A 22,102-nucleotide genomic window follows, 5' to 3' on the forward strand; every position below is an offset into this window, starting at 1 on the left:
CTCCGGCGCCGCCGCCGGCGACCTCCACGGCGGCCGCGCCACCGCCGCCCACGACGCCGACGGGTCCGCGACAGGTGACCTACTCGGTGACCGGCACCAAGGCCCCCGGCGACATCATCTCGGTGACCTACGTCGACGCGTCCGGGCGGCGCCGCACGCAGCACAACGTCTACATCCCCTGGTCGATGACCGTCACGCCGATCTCGCAGTCCGACGTGGGCTCGGTGGAGGCGTCCAGCCTGTTCCGGGTCAGCCGGCTCAATTGCTCGATCACCACTAGCGACGGAACCGTGCTCTCGTCGAACAGCAACGACTCGCCGCAGACGAGCTGCTGATGGTCAGCAGGTATTCGGCTTATCGGCGCGGCCTGGGCGACGACACCATTGCCCCCGAGGTCATCGACCGCATCCTGATCGGCGCGTGCGCCGCCATCTACCTGGTGCTGCTGGGTGTCAGCGTGGCGGCCGCCGTCGCCCTGGCGGATCTGAGCAGGGGCTTTCACAGGGCGGCCAGCAGCCCGCACACCACCTGGGTGCTGTACGCGGTCATCATCGTCTCGGCCTTGATCATCGCGGGCGCGATCCCGATCCTGTTGCGCGCCCGCCGGATGTCGCAGTCCGAGCCGGCCGCTTCCGCGATGACCGCGCCGGCGCGCGGGCCGTCACGACCCTCGGTGCGGCTGGGGACCGGCGCCCTGCGCCCCGGGCCCGAGCGGACCGCCACGCTGCAAACAGCGGCGCCGGCATCGGGCGCCGAGTGGTCGGGCGAGGCGGTCGACCGAGTGTGGTTGCGCGGCACCGTGATCCTGACCGGCACCATGGGCGCGGCGCTGATCGCGGTCGCGACGGCGACCTACCTGATGGCGATCGGACACGATGGCGCGTCGTGGGTCGGATACGGGTTCGCCGGCGTCATCACCGCGGCGATGCCGGTCGTCGAGTGGCTGCACATTCGTCAGCTGCGCAGCGTCCTCGCCGACCGGTAGTCGCCGGAAAAAAACCGGGCAGCCCCGCCGCGGCGGGCCCACCCCCGCGCGGAGCCGTGGATTACGTTTCGCGGTGCCGGTGCGCGGTCAACGCGCAACCGGGTGCTGGATCGCCCGGCTCCCGCGTCGGCACTGCGGCCGGTGGGGAGCCGGGCTGCCCGGGCTAGCTAGTGCTCGCCGTTGGCTGAACCGTTCGTCGATCCGTTGAGGCCGTCCTGGTGTTCGCGCAGCGCGGTCAGGGCGCGTTGCTCGGAGCCGTGCGCCGCCTCCCGCAATGCCGCGTCCTCGGACGCCGGGTCGGCGAACAGGAAGCTGCCGCTGCCGGGGGATCCACCCGAGCCCAGCTTGTTCATCTTCTTGGGCAGGGGCGCGCCCTGGTACTCCAGCGGCAGCGGGTGGCCGTGGTCGTCGACCGGGCCCAGCGGCTGGTGCAGCTCGATGTAGGCGCCGTGCGGCAGCCGCTTGATGATGCCGGTCTCGATGCCGTGCTCGAGCACCGCGCGGTCGCTGCGCTGCAATCCGATGCACCACCGATAGGTGATGAAGTAGACCACCGGCGGGACGATCACCATGCCGATGCGCCCGATCCAGGTCGTCGCGTTCAGTGAGATGTCGAACTTGTACGCGATGATGTCGTTCATCGCGCACAGCGTCAGCAGCATGTAGAACGCGATCGCCATGGCGCCGATCGACGTGCGCACCGGCACGTCGCGCGGGCGCTGCAGCACGTTGTGGTGCGCGTAGTCACCGCTGAACCGCTTCTCCAGGAAGGGGTAGACGATCAGCAGCACGAAGATCAGGCCCATGATCAACGCCACCCAGACGGCAGCGGGGACGGTGTGATGCCAGAAGTAGAACTCCCATGGCGGCCAGATACGGGCCAGGCCTTCGGTCCACATCATGTAGAAGTCCGGCTGCGAACCGGCCGAGACGTGAGAAGGCTTGTAGGGACCCAGGTTCCAGATCGGGTTGATCTGCAGCAGGCCACCCAGCAGGCCCAGCACGCCGACGATGGTGGCGAAGAACGCGCCCGATTTGACGGCGAACACCGGCATCACTCGCACGCCGACCACGTTGTGCTCGGTGCGACCGGGTCCGGGGAATTGGGTGTGCTTTTGGAACCACACCATGGCCAGGTGCAGCCCGATCAGCGCCAGGATGATCCCGGGCAGCAGCAGGATGTGCAGGGCGTACATCCGCGGGATGATGTAACCCGCTGTGGCGCATTCATTTCCGACGCCGCCGCAGGGGAAGTCACCGCCGAACAGGGCCCAGTGCAACCAGGTGCCGATCACCGGCATGCCCAGCGTGATCGAGGACAGGGCGGCGCGCAACCCGATGCCCGACAGCAGGTCGTCGGGCAGCGAGTAGCCGAAGTAACCCTCGAACATGGCCAGGATGAGCAGCAGCGAACCGATGACCCAGTTGGCCTCGCGCGGCCGCCGGAAGGCGCCGGTGAAGAAGATGCGGGCCAGGTGCACCATGATCGACGCGGCGAAAATCAGTGCGGCCCAGTGGTGGACCTGCCGGACGAACAGGCCGCCGCGCACCTCGAAGGAGATGTCGAGGGTCGATGCGAAGGCCTTCGACATGTCCACGCCGCGCAGCGGCTGGTATGCGCCGTTGTAGGTGACCTCACCCATCGATGGATCGAAGAACAGCGTCAGGTACACACCGGTGAGCAGCAGCACGACGAAGCTGTACATCGCGATCTCGCCCAGCAGGAACGACCAGTGGGTAGGGAAGACCTTGTTGAGCTGTCTGCGAACCGCCGCCGACGGGTGATAGCGCGTGTCGATGTCCTCGCCCTGACGGGCCAGGACATCGCCGATCTTTGGGGGACTGAATTTCGGACTCATGTTGTCGTCCTCTCCCAGAATGCCGGTCCGACGGGCTCGACGAAGTCACCGTTGGCGACCAGATACCCGTTGGTGTCGATGGTGATCGGCAGCTGCGCCAACGCGCGCGCGGCCGGCCCGAAGATCGGCTTGGCGAAGTGCAGCGCGTCGAACTGCGACTGGTGGCACGGGCACAAGATCCGGTAGGACTGCTCCTCATACAGCGATGCGGGGCAGCCCAGGTGCGAGCAGACCTTGGTGTAGGCGAAGAACTCGCCGAAGTTGAAGCTCTCCTGGCCCTGCCGCTTGACCACGCGATCCATGTCGGTGGGCCGGATTCGGATGAGCATCACCGGGTTCCGCACGCCCTGGTTGATGGCCCGGAGCTTTTCCTGTGATTCAGGGGTGGTGCCGTCCCCGTCGGACTCCCGCCACGGGAAGACGGTTTCCATGCCGCCGGCGTCGAGATCTTCGGGGCGCATCTTGACGAACGGCGACGTGGAGGCGGAGCCGGTGGCGCGTGCCAGATAGATGGTCTCGCCGTGGTAGCGCGGGGTCCACCCGGAGGTAAACAGCACGGCCTTCTTGCCGTCGGCGGTCGGCACCACCGGCTTCCACGGGTTCTTGATCAACCCACCGGCAAACGCGACCAGGGTGGAGAGGCCGAACGCGCCCAGCCCCATCCCCAGCGACAGGCCGATCAGCTTGCGCCGGCCGACCGTCGAACCCTGATAGGCGTCGGCCAGGTTCGCCACCACCGTCTTGCGGTCAACGTCACGCGAGGCGCCGTCGTGGCGGTCCTGGATCGAAATCTCTTCGGGGATAAAGCGTTTCTGGTAGAGAACGACGCCGACCCCGATCGACAAGATCGCCATCCCGAAGGTCAGCCCGTAGAGCGGGGTGGCCAGGTCATACAGGAAGCTCCCGGCTTCCTCCTTCGGCTTGTACTCCCACGGCCAGAACAAGAAGATCAGCAGCAGCGCCAGCCCGAAGAACCCGCCCAGCAAAAGCCACAGGGCGACCCCGCGCTCGGCGCGTTTTTCGGCCTTGGTGCCCTCGATCGGCCAGCGGGGTTCCTTGAACACCGTTTCGACGCCGTCCAGTTTGCCGCCCAGGGTCACCAGTTCCTGCTGCGACATGGCGGCCAAGGCCGCGTCGTCGGGCTCGCGCTCGCCGGTGCCGTGCGGGTTCCCGCCGGTGTCAGAGCCGCGAACGTCCGCCTCACTCATTTGCGCCGCTCCTCCTCGCCCTTTTTTCGCTGTGCGCTATCGTCTCGGCGCGACTCATGCTCGTGCCCCAATCCACAGTGCCAGCCCGATGGCGGCGACCATCCCGATGATCCAGGCGGCCATGCCCTCGGGTGCGGGCCCGAATCCGCCGAGGCCGTAACCGCCCGGCTGGCGCTCCTCGGTCACCGCCTTGATGTAGCCGATGATGTCCTTCTTGGCCTCGAACGACAGCTGACGGTCGGAGAACTTCGGCATGTTCTGCGGACCGGTCCGCATGGCCGCCAGGATCTGCTGCTCGTTGGCGGGCTCGAGGTCCGGCGCGTACTTACCGGACGACAGCGCCCCACCCTTGCCGGTGAAGTTGTGGCACGACGAACAATTCAGCCGGAACAGGTCGCCGCCGCGCCCCAGGTCCTGGCCGCGCAGCGAGCGCATCGCCAGGCTGCCGTCCGGGTTGCGAACCGTCGTCGGGCCGCCCCCGTTGGCCTGGACGTAGGCGCCCAGAGCGTCGACCTGCGCTTCGTCGAAGATGGGTTCCTTGCGCGGCGCCTGGGCCTCGCCGGTCATCGCGGGCATCCGGCCGGTGGAGACCTGGAAGTAGACGGCTTCCTCGCCGACGCCGATCAAGCTCGGCCCGCGGTCGGGCACCCCTTGCAGGTTGGCGCCGTGGCAGGACACGCACGACGTGTCGAAGAGTTGCTTCCCGGTGCGCAGCAGCGCCGAGTTCGACTCGTCGGCCACGGCCACCTGCGGCCGCGGGGTCAGGATGGCGGCCAGGCCACCGGCGATGGTCAGCGCGATCAGCAGCAGCAGGCCGCCGGACAGCCGGCGACGCAGCCGCCGCCGCGAACGGTCGCGCTGCCCCCGCGGCGACTTGGCCGCACCGGGTCGGGTCGATCCCAGCTTCTTCAACCGAGCACTCCTGTTCGTCCGGCGCCTGCTCATCGGATGAAATAGATCACGGCGAACAGCGCGATCCACACGATGTCGACGAAATGCCAGTAGTACGAGACGACGATGCTGGCCGTCGCCTGCGCCGGCGTGAACTTGCTCATCGCGGTGCGGGCCAGCAAGAAGATGAAGGCGATCAGGCCGCCGGTGACGTGCAGGCCGTGGAACCCGGTCGCCAGGTAGAACACGCTGCCGTAGGCGCTGCCGGGGATCGTGGTCCCGTGCGTCGTCAGGTGGTAGTACTCGTAGCCCTGACCGCAAATGAAGAACAGGCCCATCAAGAAGGTGAGCACGTACCAGCGGCGCAGCCCGAACACGTCACCGCGCTCGGCCGCGAACACCCCCATCTGGCAGGTGAACGACGAGGCGATCAGCACCAATGTCACCGGGACGGCCTGGTACAGGTTCAGTTCGGTCGGCGGCGGCGGCCACTTTCCGCCCGATTGGGCGCGAGCGGTGAAGTACATCGCGAACAGGCCAGCAAAGAACATCAGCTCGCTGGAAAGCCAAACGATGGTGCCGACGCTGACCATGTTGGGTCGGTTCAGCGAATGCACCCGCGAGGTAATTGCAGTACCCGAAGTAGCGGCAGCGCTGGTCACATACGCAAGTATGACGCTTTGTAGTTGTTGAACTCCACCCGGGGCGGCATTTGAGGTCGGGCGCGTCGCCGCCGCGCCCGCGGCGGGCGACGGTTGGGGCGGTGTGGTCCTCGTGGGACCATCGGCGCGTGGCTTTGTCATCCCGGGCTTCGTCCTCCCCGGCCCCGTCGTCGGGCGCGCCGGCACCGTCGTGGTCGCAGGTCCTGTCGCGTCTGACGGGTGGTCAGGACCTCGCCCGCGGGCAGGCCGCCTGGGCCATGGACCAGATCATGGGCGGCAACGCCAGCCCGGCCCAGATCGCGGCCTTCGCGGTGGCGATGCAGGTGAAGGTTCCGACCTCGGCCGAAGTCATCGAGCTGGCCGACGTCATGCTCAACCACGCGCTGCCGATGCCCGCCATCCGCGACGACACCGTCGACATCGTCGGAACCGGTGGCGACGGCGTCAACACCGTGAACCTGTCCACCATGGCGGCGATCGTCGCCGCGGCCGCCGGGGTGCCGGTGGTCAAACACGGCAACAGGGCGGCGTCGTCGCTGTCCGGGGGCGCCGACACGCTCGAGGCACTCGGCATCCGGATCGACCTGGGGCCCGACCAGGTCGCGCGCAGCCTTGCCGAGGTGGGAATCGGGTTCTGCTTCGCGCCGCTGTTCCACCCGTCCTACCGGCACACCTCCGCGGTGCGTCGCGAGATCGGCGTGCCGACGGTGTTCAATCTCCTTGGGCCGCTTACCAATCCGGCCAAACCGCGGGCGGGTCTGATCGGGTGCGCGTTCGCCGACCTCGCCGAGGTGATGGCGGGTGTGTTCGCCGCCCGCCGGTCCAGCGTGCTGGTGGTGCACGGTGACGACGGGCTCGACGAGTTGACCACCACCACGACTAGCACCATTTGGCGGGTGCAGGCCGGCACGGTGGACAGGCTGACGTTCGATCCGGCCGGATTCGGTTTTCCCCGCGCCGATCTCGACGACCTGCTGGGCGGCGACGCGCAGGCCAACGCGGCCGAGGTGCGCGCGGTGCTGGGCGGCGGCAAGGGCCCGGTGCGCGACGCCGTCGTGCTCAACGCCGCCGGCGCCATCGTCGCGCACGCCGGGTTATCCAGCCGCGCTGAATGGTTGCCGGCGTGGGAGGACGGGTTGGCCCGCGCCTGCGCGGCCATCGATTCCGGTGCGGCCGAACACCTGCTCGCGCGATGGGTGCGGTTCGGCCAGCAGCTCTGAGTCCCGGAGGGGCTGCGCCGAAAGCTGTTCTGCGGCCAGCCGCGCCGAGCGCGCCGTCGCGGCCCACGCCGACCAGACGCCCGCCGACCGCAGCGGGGAAGCCCAGCCGTCCTCGGCGACCCGAACGATCCGCACTCCGGGTGCGCTCAACCAGCGCGCGATCAGCGCGGTCTCCTCGACCAGCGCGCCGCCCAGGGGGGCCGGTGCCGGCAGGATCGCTTGTGCCCCAGCAACAATCGCGTCGACGACCGGCATCGGGGGCACCCCGCGCCTGGCGCTGCCCGCCGCGGCGAGCTGGCCGTGACGGATGACGGCCAGGTGATAGCCGCCCTGGCCGTCGGGCGCGGCGGCGATCAACTCGGGTAACGCGGCCAGGGCGCGCAGCCGCTGCCCGCGCCACAGCGTCTCGACCGCGGTGACGATGCGATCACGCAGCCGCGCGGCGCTCTCGAAGTGATGCCGCTGGGCGAGCGCGCCGACCTGGTCCACCGCCGACCGCAGCGCGCCGTTGTCCGCGCCGTCGATCAACGCCGCGACCCGCGCGACGGCGCCGGCGTACTGGGTGGCGGTCACGCCGCGCGCGGCCGGGCACGGCGACACCTCGGCCTCGGGGCACAGCGGCCCGTGCAACGCCGAGCGCCCCAGCCGGTTGGTGCAGGTGCGCAGGCCGGTGAACCGGGCCAGCAGGGCGGCCGTGTCGGCGGCGTCGGCGCGGGCCCGAAACGGGCCGACGGCCCGCTCGTGTTTCGGCGCCCGTACCACCGCCAGGCGGGGGAATGCCTCCTCGGTCAGCGCCAGCCACCACCATCGGTGCGGAAACCTGGACCGCCGGTTGTAGGGCGGGGCGTGGGCGGCCAGCAGGCGCAACTCGCGCACGCCGGCCTCCAGCGCATGGGCGCACTCGACGTGGTCGACCGACTCGGCCAGCGCGACCATCTCCTTCATCCGGCCCCGGGGATCGGCGCCGGTGAAGTACTGGCTGACCCGTCGTCGCAGGTCAACGGCGGTGCCGATGTAAAGCACCTCGCTTGACGGCCCGCGGAAGAGGTACACACCGGGCCGGCGCGGCAGACCCTCGGCAAGCACCCGCTTGCGGCGCTGGATGGGTGTCACGTCGGGCAGGTAGGCGCGCAGATCGGCGTAGGTGTGCACGCCCTGGTTGCCCACCCTTTCGATGAGGGCGTGCAGCACGTCGACGGTGGCGCGGGCGTCGTCGAGGGCGCGGTGGGTCGGCTGGGTGGCCACGGCGAATAACCGGGCCAGCGAAGCCAGCCGCACGCTGGGCGCCTCCTCGCGACTGAGCACCCGGCGGGCCAGCCGGACCGTGCACAGCACCCGCGGGCGCGGCCAGGCGATGTCGCATTGCTGCGCGGCGGCACGCAGGAAGCCGACGTCGAACCCGGCGTTGTGGGCGACCAGCACCGCGCCGCGGTCCAGGCCGGCGAACTCCAAGAACATCGGCAGCACCGCGTCGATGGTCGGTGCGTCGCAGACCATCGCGGTGGTGATGCCGGTCAACTGCACGATCTGGGGCGGGATGCTGCGTCGCGGATCCACCAACGTGGCGAACTCGCCGAGCACGACGCCGCCGCGCACCTTGACCGCCCCGATCTCGGTGATGGCGTCGGGAACGGTGCCCCCGGTGCCCTTGGTGCGCCCACCGGTGGTCTCCAGGTCGACGATGACGAACGTGGTCTCGCGCAGGGAGAGCTCGTCGGGCGTGAACGGTGACCCCACGTCGGCGAAGCTCAGCTGCGTCGCACCCCGGGAAGCCACGGCGGCGACGTTAAGCCCGACGACCGACACCTGGGCGGCTCCCACGCCGGAACGCGGGAACGGATACCTGTCGGTGGCCGCGGTTACGGTTTTGCGCAGTCCGGCGTGATGTTCGCCCACCCACTGTGCCGGAGCCGAAGCGAGAGGAGCCCCCCGATGGCACCAAGAACTAACCCCACCGACGCCGGCACGACGGCGCCCGAACCGGACACCCCGGTGGTGATCGACTGCGACGAATGCGCGGTGCGCGGCCCCGGCTGCTGCGACTGTGTCGTCAGCGTGATACTCGGGGTTCCGGATACTTTATTGCGGGACGAGCGAGCGGCTTTGGAGGTTCTTGCCGAGGCCGGCCTGGCGCCACGCCTTCGGCTCGTCCCGATTCGTCGGGACCGTGGCTCTGGTGTAGCCTAATCACCTTGTCCCACAAAGGTGCTCGGCAACGCGAAACGATTCACATAGAAATGACAGGATTCTTTCTAATTTCTTAACCGCCCGCTTTGGACAAACGCCGATATCGTTTCGTAACCTGTTTGAGACCTAAACCAGCTCGACGCCCTTTTTGTCGATGGCCGTTTAAGGAAGCAAATCTTGAGGCTTGCATCTAGCTACCCGGTTGCGCGTGTCCTGACACGTTCGGCAATAGGGACGCTAGCGGGCCTCGCGATCTTGTGTGGTGTCGTCACCGCCCCCGTGTGGGCAGACCCGGCCGAAGACGCCACGGCGAAACTCAACCAACTGTCGCGCCAGGCCGAGCAGACCACCGAGGCTATGCACAGTGCCCAGCTGGATCTGAACGACAAGCTGGCCGCCGAGCGCGCGGCGGACAAGAAGCACGCCGACGATCAGGCCGCGGTTGACGCGGCCAGGGCGCATCTGGCGTCGTATCAGGACTCGGTCAACAAGCTGGCCGCCGCGACCTACATGGGCGGTCACGTCGACGGCATGGAAGCAATCCTGACCGCCGGCTCGCCGCAGGGCCTGATCGACAAGCTGGCGGTGCAGCGCGTGATGGCCACGCAGATGGCCAAGCAGATGAAGAGCTACCAAATCGCCGGGGAGCAGGCCGCCAAGGCCGAACGCGAGTCTGCCAAGTCGGCCGCCGACGCCAAGACCGCGGCCGAGCAGGCCGCCGCGGTCCGGGCGAGCCTGCAGTCCAAGCAGAGTCAGCTGCAGGTGCAGATCGCGGTGGTCAAGTCGCAATACGCTTCTTTGACGGCCGACCAGCGCACCGCCCTGGCCAATCCTGCGCCCCCTGCCGGCGCTCCGGCACCGGAAGCGGCGCCCCCGGCCGTACCGGGCGGGCAGGCGCCCGGCGAGGCTCCGCCGGTCGGCGGACTGCCCGGCATGCCCGGAACGGCTCCCGGCGGTGTCGGCGGCGGTGACCGCGCCACCGTCGTGCAGGCCGCGCTGACCCAGGTCGGTTCGCCCTACGTGTGGGGCGGCTCCGCGCCCGGCGGATTCGACTGTTCCGGCCTGGTGATGTGGGCATTCCAGCAAGCCGGCATCTCGCTGCCGCACTCCAGCCAGGCGCTGGCCCACGGCGGACAGCCCGTCTCGCTGGGGGAGCTGCAGCCCGGTGACGTGCTGACCTTCTACTCCGACGCCTCGCACACCGGCATCTACATCGGCGACGGCATGATGATCCACTCCTCTACCTATGGCGTGCCGGTCCGAGTGGCGCCGATGAGCGCCGGCGGTCCGATCTACGACGCTCGCCGTTACTAGGCATCCCCGACCGCGCCGCGGGCGGCTCTCGATACTGCTGGCTTGGATATTCGCCGTCGAGCTGCTGGTGGCCGCGGCCGTGCCGTTCGACGCCCAACGGGAAGCCCGGATTCGGCCCGCACAGCTGGTGACGCCGGCGCGCAGCCAGTTCTCCGCGTCGGCCAAGTCGATCACCGTGGGTGACCGCACCGTGCGGCTGCTGGGGCTCGGCGGGCCCGCCAGCGACCGGCTGCTGTCCCGGGTGGCGTCGGGCATGGGCGCGGCGATCGCCGCGGTGGAGTCGTTCTGGGGTACCGACTGGACCCGGGAGATCTCGGTGGTCGCGGCCGGCACGGATGAAGAATTTCGCGCCGCCGCCGGCGGGGGACCGCCGTCGCAGTGGGCCGACATCGCGGCCGTGACGGTGGTCGACCATCTCGATCCCATTCGCCGTGCCGCCGACGGCCTGCGGATCGTGTTCGCGCCGGGGGCCGCCAACATGAGCGCCGCGTCGTTGCGAATCGTGTTGGCCCACGAGCTTTTTCATTACGCCGCGCGCGCCGACACCGTCGCGGATGCACCCCGCTGGCTCACCGAGGGGGTGGCCGACTTCGTTGGCCGCCCACCGACGCCGGTGCCCGCCGAGACGCTGCTACCCATGACGCTGCCCAGCGACGGCGATCTGGACGTGCCGGGGGAGCAGCGCACGCTGGCCTACGACCGTGCGTGGTGGTTCGCCCGATTCGTCGCCGACACCTACGGGCCCGCGAAGTTGCGCGACCTCTACCTGGCCACCTGCGGCGTCCGGCACGCCGACGTGGCCGTCGCCGGTCAACACGTGCTGGGCGACAGCCCGGCCGGCCTGCTCACGCGCTGGCATCAGTGGCTGAGCCACTAGGGCCGCATCGCTCGGCTCGGGCCGTGTGCACGGGTTGGGCCGTCGCCAAGCTAGCCTGACGCATGTGAGTCGGGTCCTGCTGGTAACCAACGACTTTCCGCCCCGCCGGGGCGGCATCCAGTCGTATCTCGGTGAGTTCGTCGGCCGGCTGGTCGACGCCGGGCCGCATTCGGTGACGGTGTACGCCCCGCAATGGAAGGGCGCCGACGCTTACGACAAGGCCGCCGGTTATCGGGTGGTGCGCCATCCCGGCACGCTGATGCTGCCAGGCCCGGCGGTCGACGCCCGGATGCGGCGGCTGATCGCCGAGGGGGGCATCGACACCGTCTGGTTCGGCGCGGCCGCGCCGCTGGCGCTGTTGGCCCAGCGCGCCCGCGGGGCCGGGGCGAGCCGGGTGCTGGCCAGCACCCACGGCCACGAGGTCGGGTGGTCGATGCTCCCGGTCGCGCGCTCGGTGCTGCGCCGCATCGGTGACGACACCGACGTCGTCACGTTCGTCAGCCGCTACACCCGGTCCCGGTTCGCGCCGGCGTTCGGGCCCAAGGCGTCGCTGGAATACCTGCCGTCCGGAGTGGACACCGACCGGTTCCGACCGAACCCGGCGGGGCGGGCCGAGCTGCGTGACCGCTACAAGTTGGGCGAGCGGCCCACGGTGGTGTGCGTGTCGCGGCTGGTGCCGCGCAAGGGCCAGGACATGCTCATCAAAGCCCTACCGTCGATTCGGCGACGGGTCGACGGCGCCGCACTGGTCATCGTCGGCGGCGGCCCGTATCAGGACTCACTGCGCGCGCTCGCCCGCGAGTGCGGCGTGGCCGACGACGTGACGTTCACCGGCGGCATACCGGCCGCCGAGTTGCCCATGCATCACGCGCTGGCTGACGTGTTCGCGATGCCCTGCCGCACCCGGGGCGCCGGGCTGGACGTCGAGGGGTTGGGCATCGTCTTCCTCGAGGCCTCGGCGAGTGGCGTGCCCGTCATCGCCGGCAGGTCCGGGGGAGCCCCAGAAACGGTGCAGCACAACAAGACTGGGCTGGTCGTCGACGGCCGCGAGGTGGACGAGATCGCCGCTGCCGTCACCGAGTTGCTGACCGATCGCGACCGCGCGGCCGCGATGGGCGCGGCCGGGCGCGAGTGGGTGATGGCCCAGTGGCGCTGGGACGCCCTGGCATCACGGCTGGGCGCGCTGCTCGGCTGACCCGTCGCGGCGAAAGGTCAGTCCTTCTCGTAGATGGCCTCGATGTCGGAGGCGAACTTCTCGGCCACCACGTTGCGCTTGACCTTCATCGTCGGCGTCAGTTCGTCGGTGTCCTCGGTGAAATCGACCGGCAGGATGCGGAACTTGCGGATCGATTCCGCATGCGACACAGCCTGATTGGCGTCCTTGATTGCCGCGTCCACCTCGGCGACCAGGTCGGGGTCGGTGGCCAGGTCGCCCACCGAGGCCTCGCCGCCCTTCTGGTTGCGCTGCTTCCATCCGTCGAACGCTTCGGGGTCGATGGTGATCAACGCCCCGATGAACGGCTTGTTGTCCCCGACGACCACCGCCTGGCTGATCAACGGGTGGGCCCGCAGCCGGTCCTCCAGGACGGCCGGCGCGACGTTCTTGCCGCCGGCGGTGACGATGATCTCCTTTTTGCGCCCGGTGATCTTCAAGAAGCCGTCGTCGTCGAGCACGCCCAGGTCGCCGGTGCGAAACCAGCCATCGGTGAACGCGTCGTCGGTGGCCTGCTCGTTGCGCCAGTAGCCGGTGAACACCACGCCGCCGCGCACCAGCAGTTCGCCGTCCTCGGCGATGCGCATGCTGTTGCCGGGCACCAACGTTCCGACGGTGCCGATCTTGACGTTGCCGACCTGGTTGACGGTGATCGCCGAGCTGGTCTCGGTCAGGCCGTAACCCTCGTGGATGGTCAGGCCCACGCCGCGGTAGAAGTGTCCCAGCCGCGAGCCCAGCGGCGCGCCTCCGGAGACGGCCGCGTGGCAGTCGCCGCCCAGCGCGGCGCGCAGCTTGGTGTACACCAGCCGGTCGAACAGGGCGTGCTTGGCGCGCAACACCGGGCCGCGGCGCCCGCGGTCCTGGGCCTGGCTCCAGTCGACGGCGGTTTGGACGGCCGCCGCGAAGATCCGGCCCTTGCCGTCATTCGAGGCGTTCTGCTCGGCGGTGTTGTAAACCTTCTCGAACACCCGCGGCACCGACACCACCACGGTGGGCTTGAACACCGCGAACAGCGGCACCAGGTTCTTGATGTCACTGGTGAAACCGACGGTGACCTTGTTGGCGAACGCGGACAACGTGAGCGAGCGCGCCAGCACGTGCGCCAGCGGCAAAAAGACCAGCAGCCGCTGCCCCTCGTCGAGCAGCGTCGGCAGGCTCTCCTTGGCGCCACGGGTCTCATACAGCAGATTCGAATGCGTCAGCTGGCAGCCCTTGGGCCGCCCCGTGGTGCCCGAGGTGTAGATGAGGGTCGCCGGGTCCGACGCCCGCAGCGCCTCGAGGCGCACGGTCAGCTCGGCCGGTTCCACCGACGCGCCGACCTCCACCAGCTGATCGAGCGCCTTGGGCCCCGAACCGTCGATGTGCAGCACCCGGCGCAGCGCGGGCAGTTCGGCGGTCAGCTCGGTGACCATGGCGGCGTGTTCGTCGGTCTCGGCGAACGCCACCACCGCCTCGGAGTCCTGCAACACCCAGCGCACCTGCTCGGCCGACGACGTCTCGTAGATCGGCACGGTGACCGCGCCCACCGTCAGGATGGCCAGGTCGAGGATCGCCCATTCGTAGCGGGTGGCCGAGAAGATGCACACCCGGTCGCCGGCCTGGACGCCAAGAGAGATCAAACCCAGTGCGGCCGAGCGGATCTGCTTAGCCGCCTCAGCGCAGGTGACATCGGTCCACTCGCCGTCGACTTGACGTTGGTAGATGACGAAGTTGGGGTCGTCGCGCTCGTGTTCGAACACCATCGCGGCGATGTTGTCGCTTTCGCCGACGGAGAAGCGGGCGGGGACGCTGTACTCACGCACTCTTATGACCTCAATCGACCTCGTAAAGATTCCCGGGTGTGGGTTGCTGTCGACCAGCCTAATCCGCGCGTTGACCCAGCACGGCCAGAGTGGGTGGACGGGGACAGCGATTGCCCGGACCGCCCTCGGCGGGGCGCCCCGGGCCGGTGTGTGAAGCTGGTGTCATGAACAGCATCCAGATCGCGGATGAGACGTTTGTCGCGGCCGCCGGCGCACGGGTGGGCGCCGCGGTGGCCGATCGGTCGAGCTGGCGACGCTGGTGGCCGGACCTGCGGCTGGAGGTCGTCGAGGATCGCGGGGAAAAGGGCATCCGGTGGTCGGTCACCGGCGCGTTGACCGGGACCATGGAGGTGTGGCTGGAACCGTCGCTGGACGGCGTCGTGCTGCACTACCTCCTGCACGCCGAGCCGACCGGGGTGGCGGCCTGGCAGCTGGCCAAGCTGAACTTGGCGAAGATGACGCACCGCCGTCGGGTGGCGGGCAAGAAAATGGCCTTCGAAGTCAAGACGACACTGGAACGGTCACGTCCGGTCGGAGTTTCTCCGGTAGTTTAGCCGGGTCAGGTCCTACCGGAGAGTACCGTGTCGGACCGAGACCCGCGGGATCCCCACATTCGACAGGGGCGATCCGTTCGCGGGAGAGAGGGCAGCAACCAGGTGGCGGAGAAGACGACGCAAACCATCTACATCGAGGCGGATCCGGCCACCGTGATGCGGGTGATCGCCGACATCGATTCCTACCCGCAGTGGATCTCGGAGTACAAGGAAGCAGAGGTTGTCGAGAAGGACGCCGACGGCTACCCCAAGGTCGCGCGGATTGTCATGGACGCCACGGTGATCAAGGACACCATGGTGATGTCCTACGAGTGGCCCAAGGATCGCCAATCGGTCAGCTGGACGCTGGTCTCGAGCTCGCTGCTGCGTTCGCTGGAGGGCTCATATCGGTTGGCGGCCAAGGGATCTGGCACCGAAGTCACGTACGAACTCTCCGTCGACCTGGCCATGCCTATGATCGGCCTGCTCAAGCGCAAGGCCGAGCGCCGGTTGACCGACACCGCGTTGAAAGATCTGAAGAAACGAGTCGAGGCTGAGTGAGTCCACTGAATTTGGAGCGCCCGCCCCGGCCCGGATCAGCCTTTTCGTCGGCAAAGGCGGGGTAGGCAAATCCACCCTGGCCTGCGCCACCGCCGTCGGTGCCGCGAGCGCCGGCCAGCGAGTGCTGGTGGTCTCCACCGACCAGGCGCACTCGCTGGGCGACGTGCTGGGCGTTCCCGTCTCGCCGAGTCAGGGCGAATTGGTGCGGGTGCTCACCGACCTGGAAACCGGGCAAGCGGAGGCCGACGGCGGGTTTCTCGACGCGCTTGCCCTGGACACGCTCGCCCTGCTCGAGGTCCGCTGGCATGACGTCGTCGCCACCTTGGACCGGCGCTTTCCCGACTCTGAACTGAGTACCATTGCGCCCGAAGAACTTTCGGCCCTGCCGGGGGTGCAAGAAGTGCTCGGGCTGCACGCCGTCGCCGAGCTGGCCCGCTCCGGGCAATGGGACCGGGTGGTGGTCGATTGCGCGTCGACCGCCGATGCCCTGCGGATGTTGACGTTGCCCGCCACCTTCGGGCTGTACGTCGAGCGGGCATGGCCGCGGCATCGCCGGCTGTCGGTCACCGCCGACGACGACCGGTCGGCGGCGGTGGTCGCGCTGCTCGAGCGCATCAGCTCTCACGTGGAGTCGCTGAGCGCGCTGCTCACCGACGGCGATCTGGTGGGTGCGCACCTGGTGCTGACCCCTGAGCGGGTGGTCGCGGCCGAGGCGGCCCGAACGCTGGGTTCGCTGGCCCTGATGGGCGTGCGGGTCGAAGAGCTGATCGTGAATCAGGTTCTGCTGCAAGACGACTCGTACGAGTACCGCAACCTGCCCGAACACCCCGCCTTCTACTGGTACACCGAGCGCATCGCCGAGCAGCGGAGCGTGCTCGACGAGCTCGACGCCACCATCGGAGAGGTGGCGCTGGTGATGACCCCGCACCTGTCCGGCGAGCCGATCGGCCCCAAGGCGCTGAGCGGGCTGCTCGATGCGGCGCGGCGCCGCGGCGGCACGGCGCCGCCGGGCCCGCTGCGACCCACCGTGGACCGCGAATCCGGCACGGGGCTAGGGTCCATCTACCGAATGCGGCTGGCATTGCCGCAAGTTGATCCGACGGCCCTGACGTTGGGCCGCGTCGATGACGATCTGATCATCCGCGCCGGGGGATTGCGGCGCAGGGTTAGGTTGGCATCAGTACTTCGGCGGTGCACGGTGCTGGACGCACATCTTCGGGGTAGCGAATTGACGGTGCGTTTTCGACCAGATCCGGAGGTGTGGCCGAAATGAGTAACGGAGGTCATTCCGACATCGGTCCGGAACTGCGCAGGCTGGCCCAGACGATCCTGGACGGCATCGACCCCGCGGTGCGCGCGGCGGCGGCGCTGACGGCCGGTGCGGGCGTGGGCACCGGCAAGTGCCAACAGGTGTGGTGCCCGGTGTGCGCGCTGGCCGCCCTGGCCACCGGCGACCAGCACCCGCTACTCACCGCGATCGCCGACCACAGCATCGCCCTGCTCGAGGTGATTCGCGACATCGTCAACGACATCGATCGGTCCGCCGGGCCGACGCCGGAACCGCCGGAGGGGCCGCCCGGTGGCGGGCCCGGCGCGCCCGCCGACGCCGCACCGCGGACCCGCTATGAGCCCATCCCGGTCACCGTCGAGGAGTGAGCCGCCCGCGTCGCTGGTGGTCGGTTCGAGTGAGGATGGGTACAGTTGGCGCAGAACATCAGCGGGAATGGAGAGGGAGGGCCATGTGGTACTGGCTGTTCAAGTACGTGCTACTCGGCCCACTGCTGTCGCTGCTGGGAAGGCCGAAAGTTGAAGGCCTGGAACATGTTCCGAGTTCCGGGCCGGCGATTTTGGCCAGTAACCACCTAGCGGTGATGGACAGCTTCTACCTTCCGCTGGTGGTGCGCCGCCGAATCACCTTCTTGGCCAAGTCGGAATATTTCACCGGAACCGGTTTCAAGGGCTGGTTCCAGCGGTGGTTCTTCACCGCCGTCGGCCAGGTGCCGATCGACCGCACCGACGCCGACAGCGCCCGCGCCGCGCTCACCACCGCCCAGCAGGTGCTGAGCCAGGGCAAGCTGTTGGGCATGTACCCCGAGGGCACCCGGTCGCCCGACGGTCGGCTGTACAAGGGCAAGACGGGCCTGGCCCGCTTGGCGCTAGAAACCGGTGTTCCGGTGATCCCGGTCGCGATGATCGGCACCAACGTCGTCAACCCGCCCGGGACGAACATGTTGCGGTTCGGCCGTGTCACGGTCCGCTTCGGCAAGCCGATGGACTTCTCGCGATTCGACGGGCTGGCCGGCAACCGCTTCATCGAGCGGGCCGTCACCGACGAAGTGATCTATGAGCTGATGGGACTGTCCGGTCAGGAATACGTCGACATCTACGCGGCGAGCCTGAAAAAGGGCGGTAACGACGGCGCCGCCAAGGGGCAGGCCGCCAACAGTGAGGCCGTCCGGATTCCCGAGACCGCGGCCGGCTAACCGACGGCGGTCACCGGCGTCAACCGCTGCGGGGCCGTGTCCCGCGACAATCCGCGGGTGGTGACGGTGACCCCCACCGTGACGAGGACCGCCAGCGCCCACCACACGTAGGACATCCCGGCGAGCTGACGCCACCAGGCCGCGCTGGCCTCGTGGTGTTTGGGCAGCAGGTCGATCGGCGACCACCGCATCAGCGCCACCCCCACAGCGCTGACCACCAGCAACGCCGCGTTGCGGCGCCGCCAGCCCACGACCGCCGTCGCCAGCACCGCCGGCAGCACCCAGACCCAGTGGTGCGACCAGGACACCGGCGACACCACCAGCCCGAACAGTGCGACGCACACCAGCGCCAGCGTGGGCTCGTCGGCGCGCAGCACCCGTCGCATCGCCCACACCGTCAGCGCCAGCACCAGCAGCGACGCGGCCACCCAGAGCAGGGAGCGTTCCTGCTGTCCGAGTCCCAGCCGGGCCAGCGCGCCGGCGATGTTCTGGTCGGTGTTCAACGACGCGGAACCGATCCGGTCGGTGTGGTGCACGGTTTGGGTCCAGTACTCCCACGAGTCGTTCCACGCCAGCGCGAAACCCAGCAGCGTCGCCCCCGCGAAAGACGCCAGCGCGGTCAGCGCCGCCCGGGTTTCTCGGCGCAGCAGGAAATAGAGCAGGAACACCGCGGGGGTCAGCTTCAGCGCCATCCCAAGGCCCAGCAGCAACCCGCGCGGCCACGGCGTGCGCCGCGGCACGCAGTCGGCGATCACCAGCGTCATCAGCACCACGTTGATCTGGCCGAACGCGAAGTTGGAGTTGATCGGTTCGAGCCAGACCGTCGCCGCCGCCGCGGCGACGATCGCCAACCACCACCGGCGCAGCCAGGCCGGGCCGGGCAGCGCCGCCGAGCTGCGGTAGACGTCGAGGCGGGTCAGCATGATCACGGTCGACACGACCAGCAGCACCAGCGTCAAGGCGGTGATCGCGACGCTGGCGGTGGGCATGTGCATCCAGGCGAACGGGCAGAACACGATGGCCGCCAGCGGCGGGTAGGTGAACGGAAGATCCACGATCGGCGTGTGGAACAGCACGTCCCCGCGGTACAGCGGGTGGCCGTCCATCCACGCCCGCGCGCCCATCTGATAGACGTCGATATCGATGCGGTAGGGCGTGTGCCCGAACAGCTGCCACGCCGCATAGCTCAGCCCCGCGGCGGCGGTCAGCCAAGCCAGCCCCCACCACAGCGCCCACCCGGGTCGATTGCCCACGCCGGGCGACTGCCGTGTACTCATGTCGCACAACAGCGTAATGGGTGGCCGGGCCCCGACCCGCCTGGTGCAGCGCGGCTCCCACGACGCCGGCCCAGGCAGGCGTACGTTTCAAGGGTGCTCCATTCGTTCGTGGCCGAGGTGACCCGATGGTTCGCCCACGATGTTCACGACAGCGGTCACCTGCCGCTGCTGTGCTGCCTGGTCGCCTTCATCCTGACGTTTTTCGTTACCCGAACCTTCGTGCGTTTCATCCGGCACCGCGCCGAAACCGGCCGGCCCGCCCGCTGGTGGCACCCGCGCAACGTCCACGTCGGGGGGGTGCACATCCACCACGTGACTTTCGGAGTGGTGCTGACCCTGCTCTCCGGCCTGATGCTGGTCACGCTGTCCATCGACGGTCATGAACCCGAGTTCGTCATTGCCGCGACGCTTTTCGGGATCGGCGCCGCGCTGGTTTTGGACGAGTACGCGCTGATCCTGCACCTATCCGACGTGTACTGGTCCGAAGACGGCCGCACCTCGGTGGACGCGGTGTTCGCCGCGGTGGCCGTCGCCGGGCTGTTGATCATGGGCCTGCACCCGCTGATGTTCTTCCTGCCGATCTGGCACAACGCCGGTTCGGCGCTGCTGCGGGCCATGGTGGCCGGCGCCATGGCGTTGACGTTGCCGCTGGCCGTCGTGGTGGTGCTCAAGGGCAAGGTGTGGACCGGCCTGCTGGGCATGTTCCTGGTCGTCCTGCTGGTCATCGGCGCCATCCGGCTGTCGCGCCCGCACGCGCCATGGGCCCGGTGGCGGTATTCCACGCACCCGCACAAGATGCGCCGCGCTTTGCAGCGCGAGCGCAGGCTGCGCCGCCCGGTGGTGCGGGCCAAGCTGTACCTGCAGTGCGCCATCGCCGGCACACCGCGGCTGCCCGACAAGCGCGCGGTCGACGCCACCCTCGACCACGAGGTCCACCCCGCGGCGGCGCCCACCGGACCGATTCTGATCAGCCGGTAGCCGGTGCGATATTTCTACGACACCGAATTCATCGAGGACGGCCGCACCATCGAGCTGATCTCAATCGGGGTGGCGGCCGAAGACGGCCGCGAGTATTACGCGGTGTCCACCGAATTCGACCCCGAGCGCGCCGGGCCCTGGGTGCGCGCCAACGTGCTGCCCAAGCTGCCGCCCCCGGCGTCGCAGCTGTGGCGCTCGCGCCGGCAGATCCGGGAGGACCTGGAGGAGTTCTTCGGCCTGAATTCCGGGCGGGCGGCCGCCGAGCCGATCGAGCTGTGGGCGTGGGTGGCGGCCTACGACCACGTGGCGCTGTGTCAGCTGTGGGGCGCCATGCCGGAGTTGCCGCGAGCGATACCCCGCTTCACCCGCGAACTGCGACAACTGTGGGAGGACCGGGGCAGCCCGCGGATGCCGCCGCGGTCATCCGATGCCCACGACGCGCTGGTCGACGCGCGCGATCAGCTCCGCAGATACCGGCTCATCACCGCCGGGGACTGAAGACGCCCGCGGGGATGCGCCCGCCGGGCCGCATTCGCGCAGATCAACCCGGACCACGGACCCCGACGCCCCAGTTACGATGGACCGATGAACTGGACCGTCGACATACCGATCGATCAGCTGCCGCCGCTGCCGCCGCTGCCGACCGATCTGCGGGCGCGGCTGGACGCCGCACTGGCCAAGCCGGCCGCCCAGCAGCCCAGTTGGCCCGCCGACCAGGCCAGGGCGATGCGCACGGTCCTCGAGAGCGTGCCGCCGGTGACGGTGCCGATGGAGATCGTGCGGCTGCAAGAGCAGCTGGCCCAGGTGGCGCGGGGCGAGGCGTTCCTGCTGCAAGGCGGCGACTGCGCGGAGACGTTCACCGAGAACACCGAACCCCACATCCGCGGCAACGTGCGGACCCTGCTGCAGATGGCGGTGGTGCTGACCTACGGCTCGAGCATGCCGGTGGTAAAAGTCGCCCGCATCGCGGGGCAGTACGCCAAGCCGCGATCGGCCGACATCGACGCGCTCGGTTTGAAGTCCTACCGGGGCGACATGATCAACGGCTTCGCCCCCGACGCCGCCGTGCGCGAGCACGACCCGTCGCGGTTGGTGCGCGCCTACGCCAACGCCAGCGCGGCGATGAACCTGGTTCGGGCGCTGACGTCTTCGGGGTTGGCTTCGCTGCATCTGGTCCACGACTGGAACCGGGAATTCGTTCGGACGTCGCCGGCCGGTGCTCGTTACACGGCGCTGGCCACCGAGATCGACCGCGGCCTGCGCTTCATGAGCGCCTGCGGGGTGGCCGACCGCAACCTGCAGACCGCCGAGATCTACGCCAGCCATGAGGCTTTGGTGCTCGACTACGAGCGGTCCATGCTGCGGCTCTCGGACGCGGAGGACGGCCGGCCGCAGCTGTACGACCTGTCCGCGCACACCGTGTGGATCGGTGAGCGCACCCGCCAGCTCGACGGCGCGCACATCGCCTTCGCGGAGGTGATCGCCAACCCGATCGGCGTCAAGCTCGGCCCGACGATCACCCCGGAGCTGGCCGTCGAATACGTCGAGCGGCTCGACCCGCACAACAAGCCCGGCCGGCTGACGCTGGTCAGCAGGATGGGCAACAACAAGGTTCGCGACCTGCTGCCCCCGATCGTGGAGAAGGTCCAGGCCACCGGCCACCAGGTGATCTGGCAGTGCGACCCGATGCACGGCAACACCCACGAGTCGTCCAACGGCTACAAGACCCGCCACTTCGACCGCATCGTCGACGAGGTGCAGGGCTTCTTCGAGGTGCACCGCGCGCTGGGCACCCACCCGGGCGGCATTCACGTCGAGATCACCGGCGAGAACGTCACCGAGTGTCTGGGTGGGGCGCAAGACATTTCGGACACCGACCTGGTCGGCCGGTATGAAACCGCCTGCGACCCACGGCTGAACACCCAGCAGTCGCTGGAATTGGCCTTCCTCGTCGCCGAGATGCTGCGCGACTAGGTGTACCGAGTCATGAGATTGGTGTCAGTCGGCTGATCGGTGGGAGCCCGCCAAGTGCACTGTGACGCCGTTGAGTGT

General features: G+C 69.0%; 21 protein-coding genes and 1 pseudogene. 15 read left to right on the forward strand and 7 right to left on the reverse strand.

The window, feature by feature from the left end; genetic code table 11:
* Both BST14_RS23305 and BST14_RS23310 read left to right on the forward strand, forming a co-directional pair.
* On the forward strand, nucleotides 1-335 hold a 335-nt coding region (locus tag BST14_RS23305; protein WP_083066718.1), incomplete at its 5' end, for an MmpS family transport accessory protein.
* Complete coding sequence (locus tag BST14_RS23310; RefSeq protein ID WP_083066719.1) at nucleotides 335-985, forward strand: DUF2561 family protein; 651 nt, start codon at nucleotides 335-337, stop codon at nucleotides 983-985. The genes BST14_RS23305 and BST14_RS23310, both read left to right, overlap by 1 nt.
* Nucleotides 986-1,152: 167 nt before the next feature.
* On the opposite strand, the gene qcrB is transcribed toward BST14_RS23310, so the two are convergent.
* From qcrB to ctaE, 4 genes are read right to left on the reverse strand one after another with little or no spacing between them, the layout of a single operon-like run.
* Nucleotides 1,153-2,844, reverse strand: a complete 1,692-nt coding sequence (qcrB, locus tag BST14_RS23315; RefSeq protein WP_083066720.1) for a cytochrome bc1 complex cytochrome b subunit — start codon at nucleotides 2,842-2,844, stop codon at nucleotides 1,153-1,155.
* On the reverse strand, nucleotides 2,841-4,052 hold the full coding sequence (gene qcrA, locus BST14_RS23320; protein ID WP_083066721.1) for a cytochrome bc1 complex Rieske iron-sulfur subunit: 1,212 nt from the start codon (nucleotides 4,050-4,052) through the stop codon (nucleotides 2,841-2,843). The genes qcrB and qcrA overlap by 4 nt, the downstream gene beginning before the upstream one ends.
* Before the next feature lie 54 nt (nucleotides 4,053-4,106).
* Nucleotides 4,107-4,964, reverse strand: coding sequence for a cytochrome bc1 complex diheme cytochrome c subunit (qcrC, locus tag BST14_RS23325; RefSeq protein ID WP_083066722.1), 858 nt, complete (start codon nucleotides 4,962-4,964; stop codon nucleotides 4,107-4,109).
* A gap of 29 nt (nucleotides 4,965-4,993) precedes the next feature.
* A complete protein-coding gene (gene ctaE / locus BST14_RS23330) occupies nucleotides 4,994-5,605 on the reverse strand; it encodes an aa3-type cytochrome oxidase subunit III (RefSeq protein WP_083066723.1) in 612 nt (203 codons plus the stop codon).
* Nucleotides 5,606-5,733: 128 nt separating this feature from the next.
* Between ctaE and trpD the strand changes: the two genes are divergently transcribed.
* A complete protein-coding gene (trpD, locus tag BST14_RS31170) occupies nucleotides 5,734-6,825 on the forward strand; it encodes an anthranilate phosphoribosyltransferase (RefSeq protein WP_158085916.1) in 1,092 nt (363 codons plus the stop codon).
* Here the strand turns inward: trpD and BST14_RS23340 are convergent.
* Nucleotides 6,763-8,721, reverse strand: a pseudogene (locus BST14_RS23340) (DEDD exonuclease domain-containing protein); the annotation flags it as partial. The gene trpD and the pseudogene BST14_RS23340 overlap by 63 nt on opposite strands.
* A gap of 36 nt (nucleotides 8,722-8,757) precedes the next feature.
* Between BST14_RS23340 and BST14_RS23345 the strand changes: the two are divergent.
* The 4 genes from BST14_RS23345 to pimB all read left to right on the forward strand — a co-directional run bounded on the left by BST14_RS23345 (nucleotide 8,758) and on the right by pimB (nucleotide 12,398).
* Nucleotides 8,758-9,012, forward strand: coding sequence for a hypothetical protein (locus BST14_RS23345; protein ID WP_083066738.1), 255 nt, complete (start codon nucleotides 8,758-8,760; stop codon nucleotides 9,010-9,012).
* A 177-nt stretch (nucleotides 9,013-9,189) separates the two neighbouring features.
* A complete protein-coding gene (gene ripC, locus BST14_RS23350; RefSeq protein WP_083066725.1) occupies nucleotides 9,190-10,326 on the forward strand; it encodes a peptidoglycan hydrolase RipC in 1,137 nt (378 codons plus the stop codon).
* 46 nt (nucleotides 10,327-10,372) lie between these two features.
* Nucleotides 10,373-11,203, forward strand: a complete 831-nt coding sequence (locus BST14_RS23355; protein WP_083066726.1) for a hypothetical protein — start codon at nucleotides 10,373-10,375, stop codon at nucleotides 11,201-11,203.
* Between the two features lie 64 nt (nucleotides 11,204-11,267).
* Nucleotides 11,268-12,398 (forward strand): GDP-mannose-dependent alpha-(1-6)-phosphatidylinositol monomannoside mannosyltransferase, encoded by a 1,131-nt coding sequence (gene pimB / locus BST14_RS23360; RefSeq protein ID WP_083066727.1) that lies wholly within the window; start codon nucleotides 11,268-11,270, stop codon nucleotides 12,396-12,398.
* A gap of 17 nt (nucleotides 12,399-12,415) precedes the next feature.
* Here the strand turns inward: pimB and BST14_RS23365 are convergent, their stop codons facing one another.
* Nucleotides 12,416-14,218: an AMP-dependent synthetase/ligase gene (locus tag BST14_RS23365; protein WP_083066728.1), complete on the reverse strand. Its 1,803-nt coding sequence runs from the start codon at nucleotides 14,216-14,218 to the stop codon at nucleotides 12,416-12,418.
* Between the two features lie 164 nt (nucleotides 14,219-14,382).
* On the opposite strand from BST14_RS23365, the gene BST14_RS23370 reads away from it, so the two are divergent.
* From BST14_RS23370 to BST14_RS23390, 5 genes are all read left to right on the forward strand, one after another.
* Entirely contained in the window at nucleotides 14,383-14,772 is a 390-nt protein-coding gene (locus tag BST14_RS23370) for a polyketide cyclase / dehydrase and lipid transport (RefSeq protein ID WP_083066729.1), read from the forward strand.
* A 102-nt stretch (nucleotides 14,773-14,874) separates the two neighbouring features.
* Nucleotides 14,875-15,312 (forward strand): SRPBCC family protein, encoded by a 438-nt coding sequence (locus BST14_RS23375; protein WP_083066730.1) that lies wholly within the window; start codon nucleotides 14,875-14,877, stop codon nucleotides 15,310-15,312.
* Nucleotides 15,305-16,585: an ArsA family ATPase gene (locus BST14_RS23380; protein ID WP_211280793.1), complete on the forward strand. Its 1,281-nt coding sequence runs from the start codon at nucleotides 15,305-15,307 to the stop codon at nucleotides 16,583-16,585. Before BST14_RS23375 ends, BST14_RS23380 begins: the two co-directional genes overlap by 8 nt.
* Entirely contained in the window at nucleotides 16,582-16,968 is a 387-nt protein-coding gene (locus BST14_RS23385; RefSeq protein WP_083066739.1) for a hypothetical protein, read from the forward strand. Before BST14_RS23380 ends, BST14_RS23385 begins: the two co-directional genes overlap by 4 nt.
* 83 nt (nucleotides 16,969-17,051) lie before the next feature.
* Nucleotides 17,052-17,795 carry a lysophospholipid acyltransferase family protein gene (locus BST14_RS23390; protein WP_083066732.1) on the forward strand — a complete coding sequence of 248 codons (744 nt, stop codon included), beginning with the start codon at nucleotides 17,052-17,054 and terminating at the stop codon, nucleotides 17,793-17,795.
* Here the strand turns inward: BST14_RS23390 and BST14_RS23395 are convergent.
* On the reverse strand, nucleotides 17,792-19,072 hold the full coding sequence (locus tag BST14_RS23395) for a glycosyltransferase 87 family protein (protein ID WP_083066733.1): 1,281 nt from the start codon (nucleotides 19,070-19,072) through the stop codon (nucleotides 17,792-17,794). The genes BST14_RS23390 and BST14_RS23395 overlap by 4 nt on opposite strands.
* Nucleotides 19,073-19,180: 108 nt before the next feature.
* On the opposite strand from BST14_RS23395, the gene BST14_RS23400 reads away from it, so the two are divergent.
* From BST14_RS23400 to BST14_RS23410, 3 genes are all read left to right on the forward strand, one after another.
* Nucleotides 19,181-20,050, forward strand: a complete 870-nt coding sequence (locus BST14_RS23400) for a hypothetical protein (protein WP_438502202.1) — start codon at nucleotides 19,181-19,183, stop codon at nucleotides 20,048-20,050.
* A gap of 3 nt (nucleotides 20,051-20,053) precedes the next feature.
* Nucleotides 20,054-20,548, forward strand: coding sequence for a polyadenylate-specific 3'-exoribonuclease AS (locus BST14_RS23405; RefSeq protein WP_083066735.1), 495 nt, complete (start codon nucleotides 20,054-20,056; stop codon nucleotides 20,546-20,548).
* A gap of 87 nt (nucleotides 20,549-20,635) precedes the next feature.
* Nucleotides 20,636-22,024, forward strand: coding sequence for a class II 3-deoxy-7-phosphoheptulonate synthase (locus BST14_RS23410; RefSeq protein ID WP_083066736.1), 1,389 nt, complete (start codon nucleotides 20,636-20,638; stop codon nucleotides 22,022-22,024).
* Nucleotides 22,025-22,102 lie beyond the last annotated feature (78 nt).

This window comes from Mycobacterium arosiense ATCC BAA-1401 = DSM 45069, from assembly GCF_002086125.1.
Lineage (GTDB): Bacteria > Actinomycetota > Actinomycetes > Mycobacteriales > Mycobacteriaceae > Mycobacterium > Mycobacterium arosiense.

What these genes read in the sequence shown, in the direction of transcription:
- BST14_RS23390 (WP_083066732.1), top strand. Translation starts at nt 17,052, where the DNA reads ATGTGGTACTGGCTGTTCAAGTACGTGCTACTCGGCCCACTGCTGTCG.
- BST14_RS23395 (WP_083066733.1), bottom strand. Translation starts at nt 19,072, where the DNA reads ATGAGTACACGGCAGTCGCCCGGCGTGGGCAATCGACCCGGGTGGGCG.
- BST14_RS23385 (WP_083066739.1), top strand. Translation starts at nt 16,582, where the DNA reads ATGAGTAACGGAGGTCATTCCGACATCGGTCCGGAACTGCGCAGGCTG.
- BST14_RS23310 (WP_083066719.1), top strand. Translation starts at nt 335, where the DNA reads ATGGTCAGCAGGTATTCGGCTTATCGGCGCGGCCTGGGCGACGACACC.
- BST14_RS23345 (WP_083066738.1), top strand. Translation starts at nt 8,758, where the DNA reads ATGGCACCAAGAACTAACCCCACCGACGCCGGCACGACGGCGCCCGAA.
- qcrA (WP_083066721.1), bottom strand. Translation starts at nt 4,052, where the DNA reads ATGAGTGAGGCGGACGTTCGCGGCTCTGACACCGGCGGGAACCCGCAC.
- BST14_RS23410 (WP_083066736.1), top strand. Translation starts at nt 20,636, where the DNA reads ATGAACTGGACCGTCGACATACCGATCGATCAGCTGCCGCCGCTGCCG.
- BST14_RS23370 (WP_083066729.1), top strand. Translation starts at nt 14,383, where the DNA reads ATGAACAGCATCCAGATCGCGGATGAGACGTTTGTCGCGGCCGCCGGC.
- qcrB (WP_083066720.1), bottom strand. Translation starts at nt 2,844, where the DNA reads ATGAGTCCGAAATTCAGTCCCCCAAAGATCGGCGATGTCCTGGCCCGT.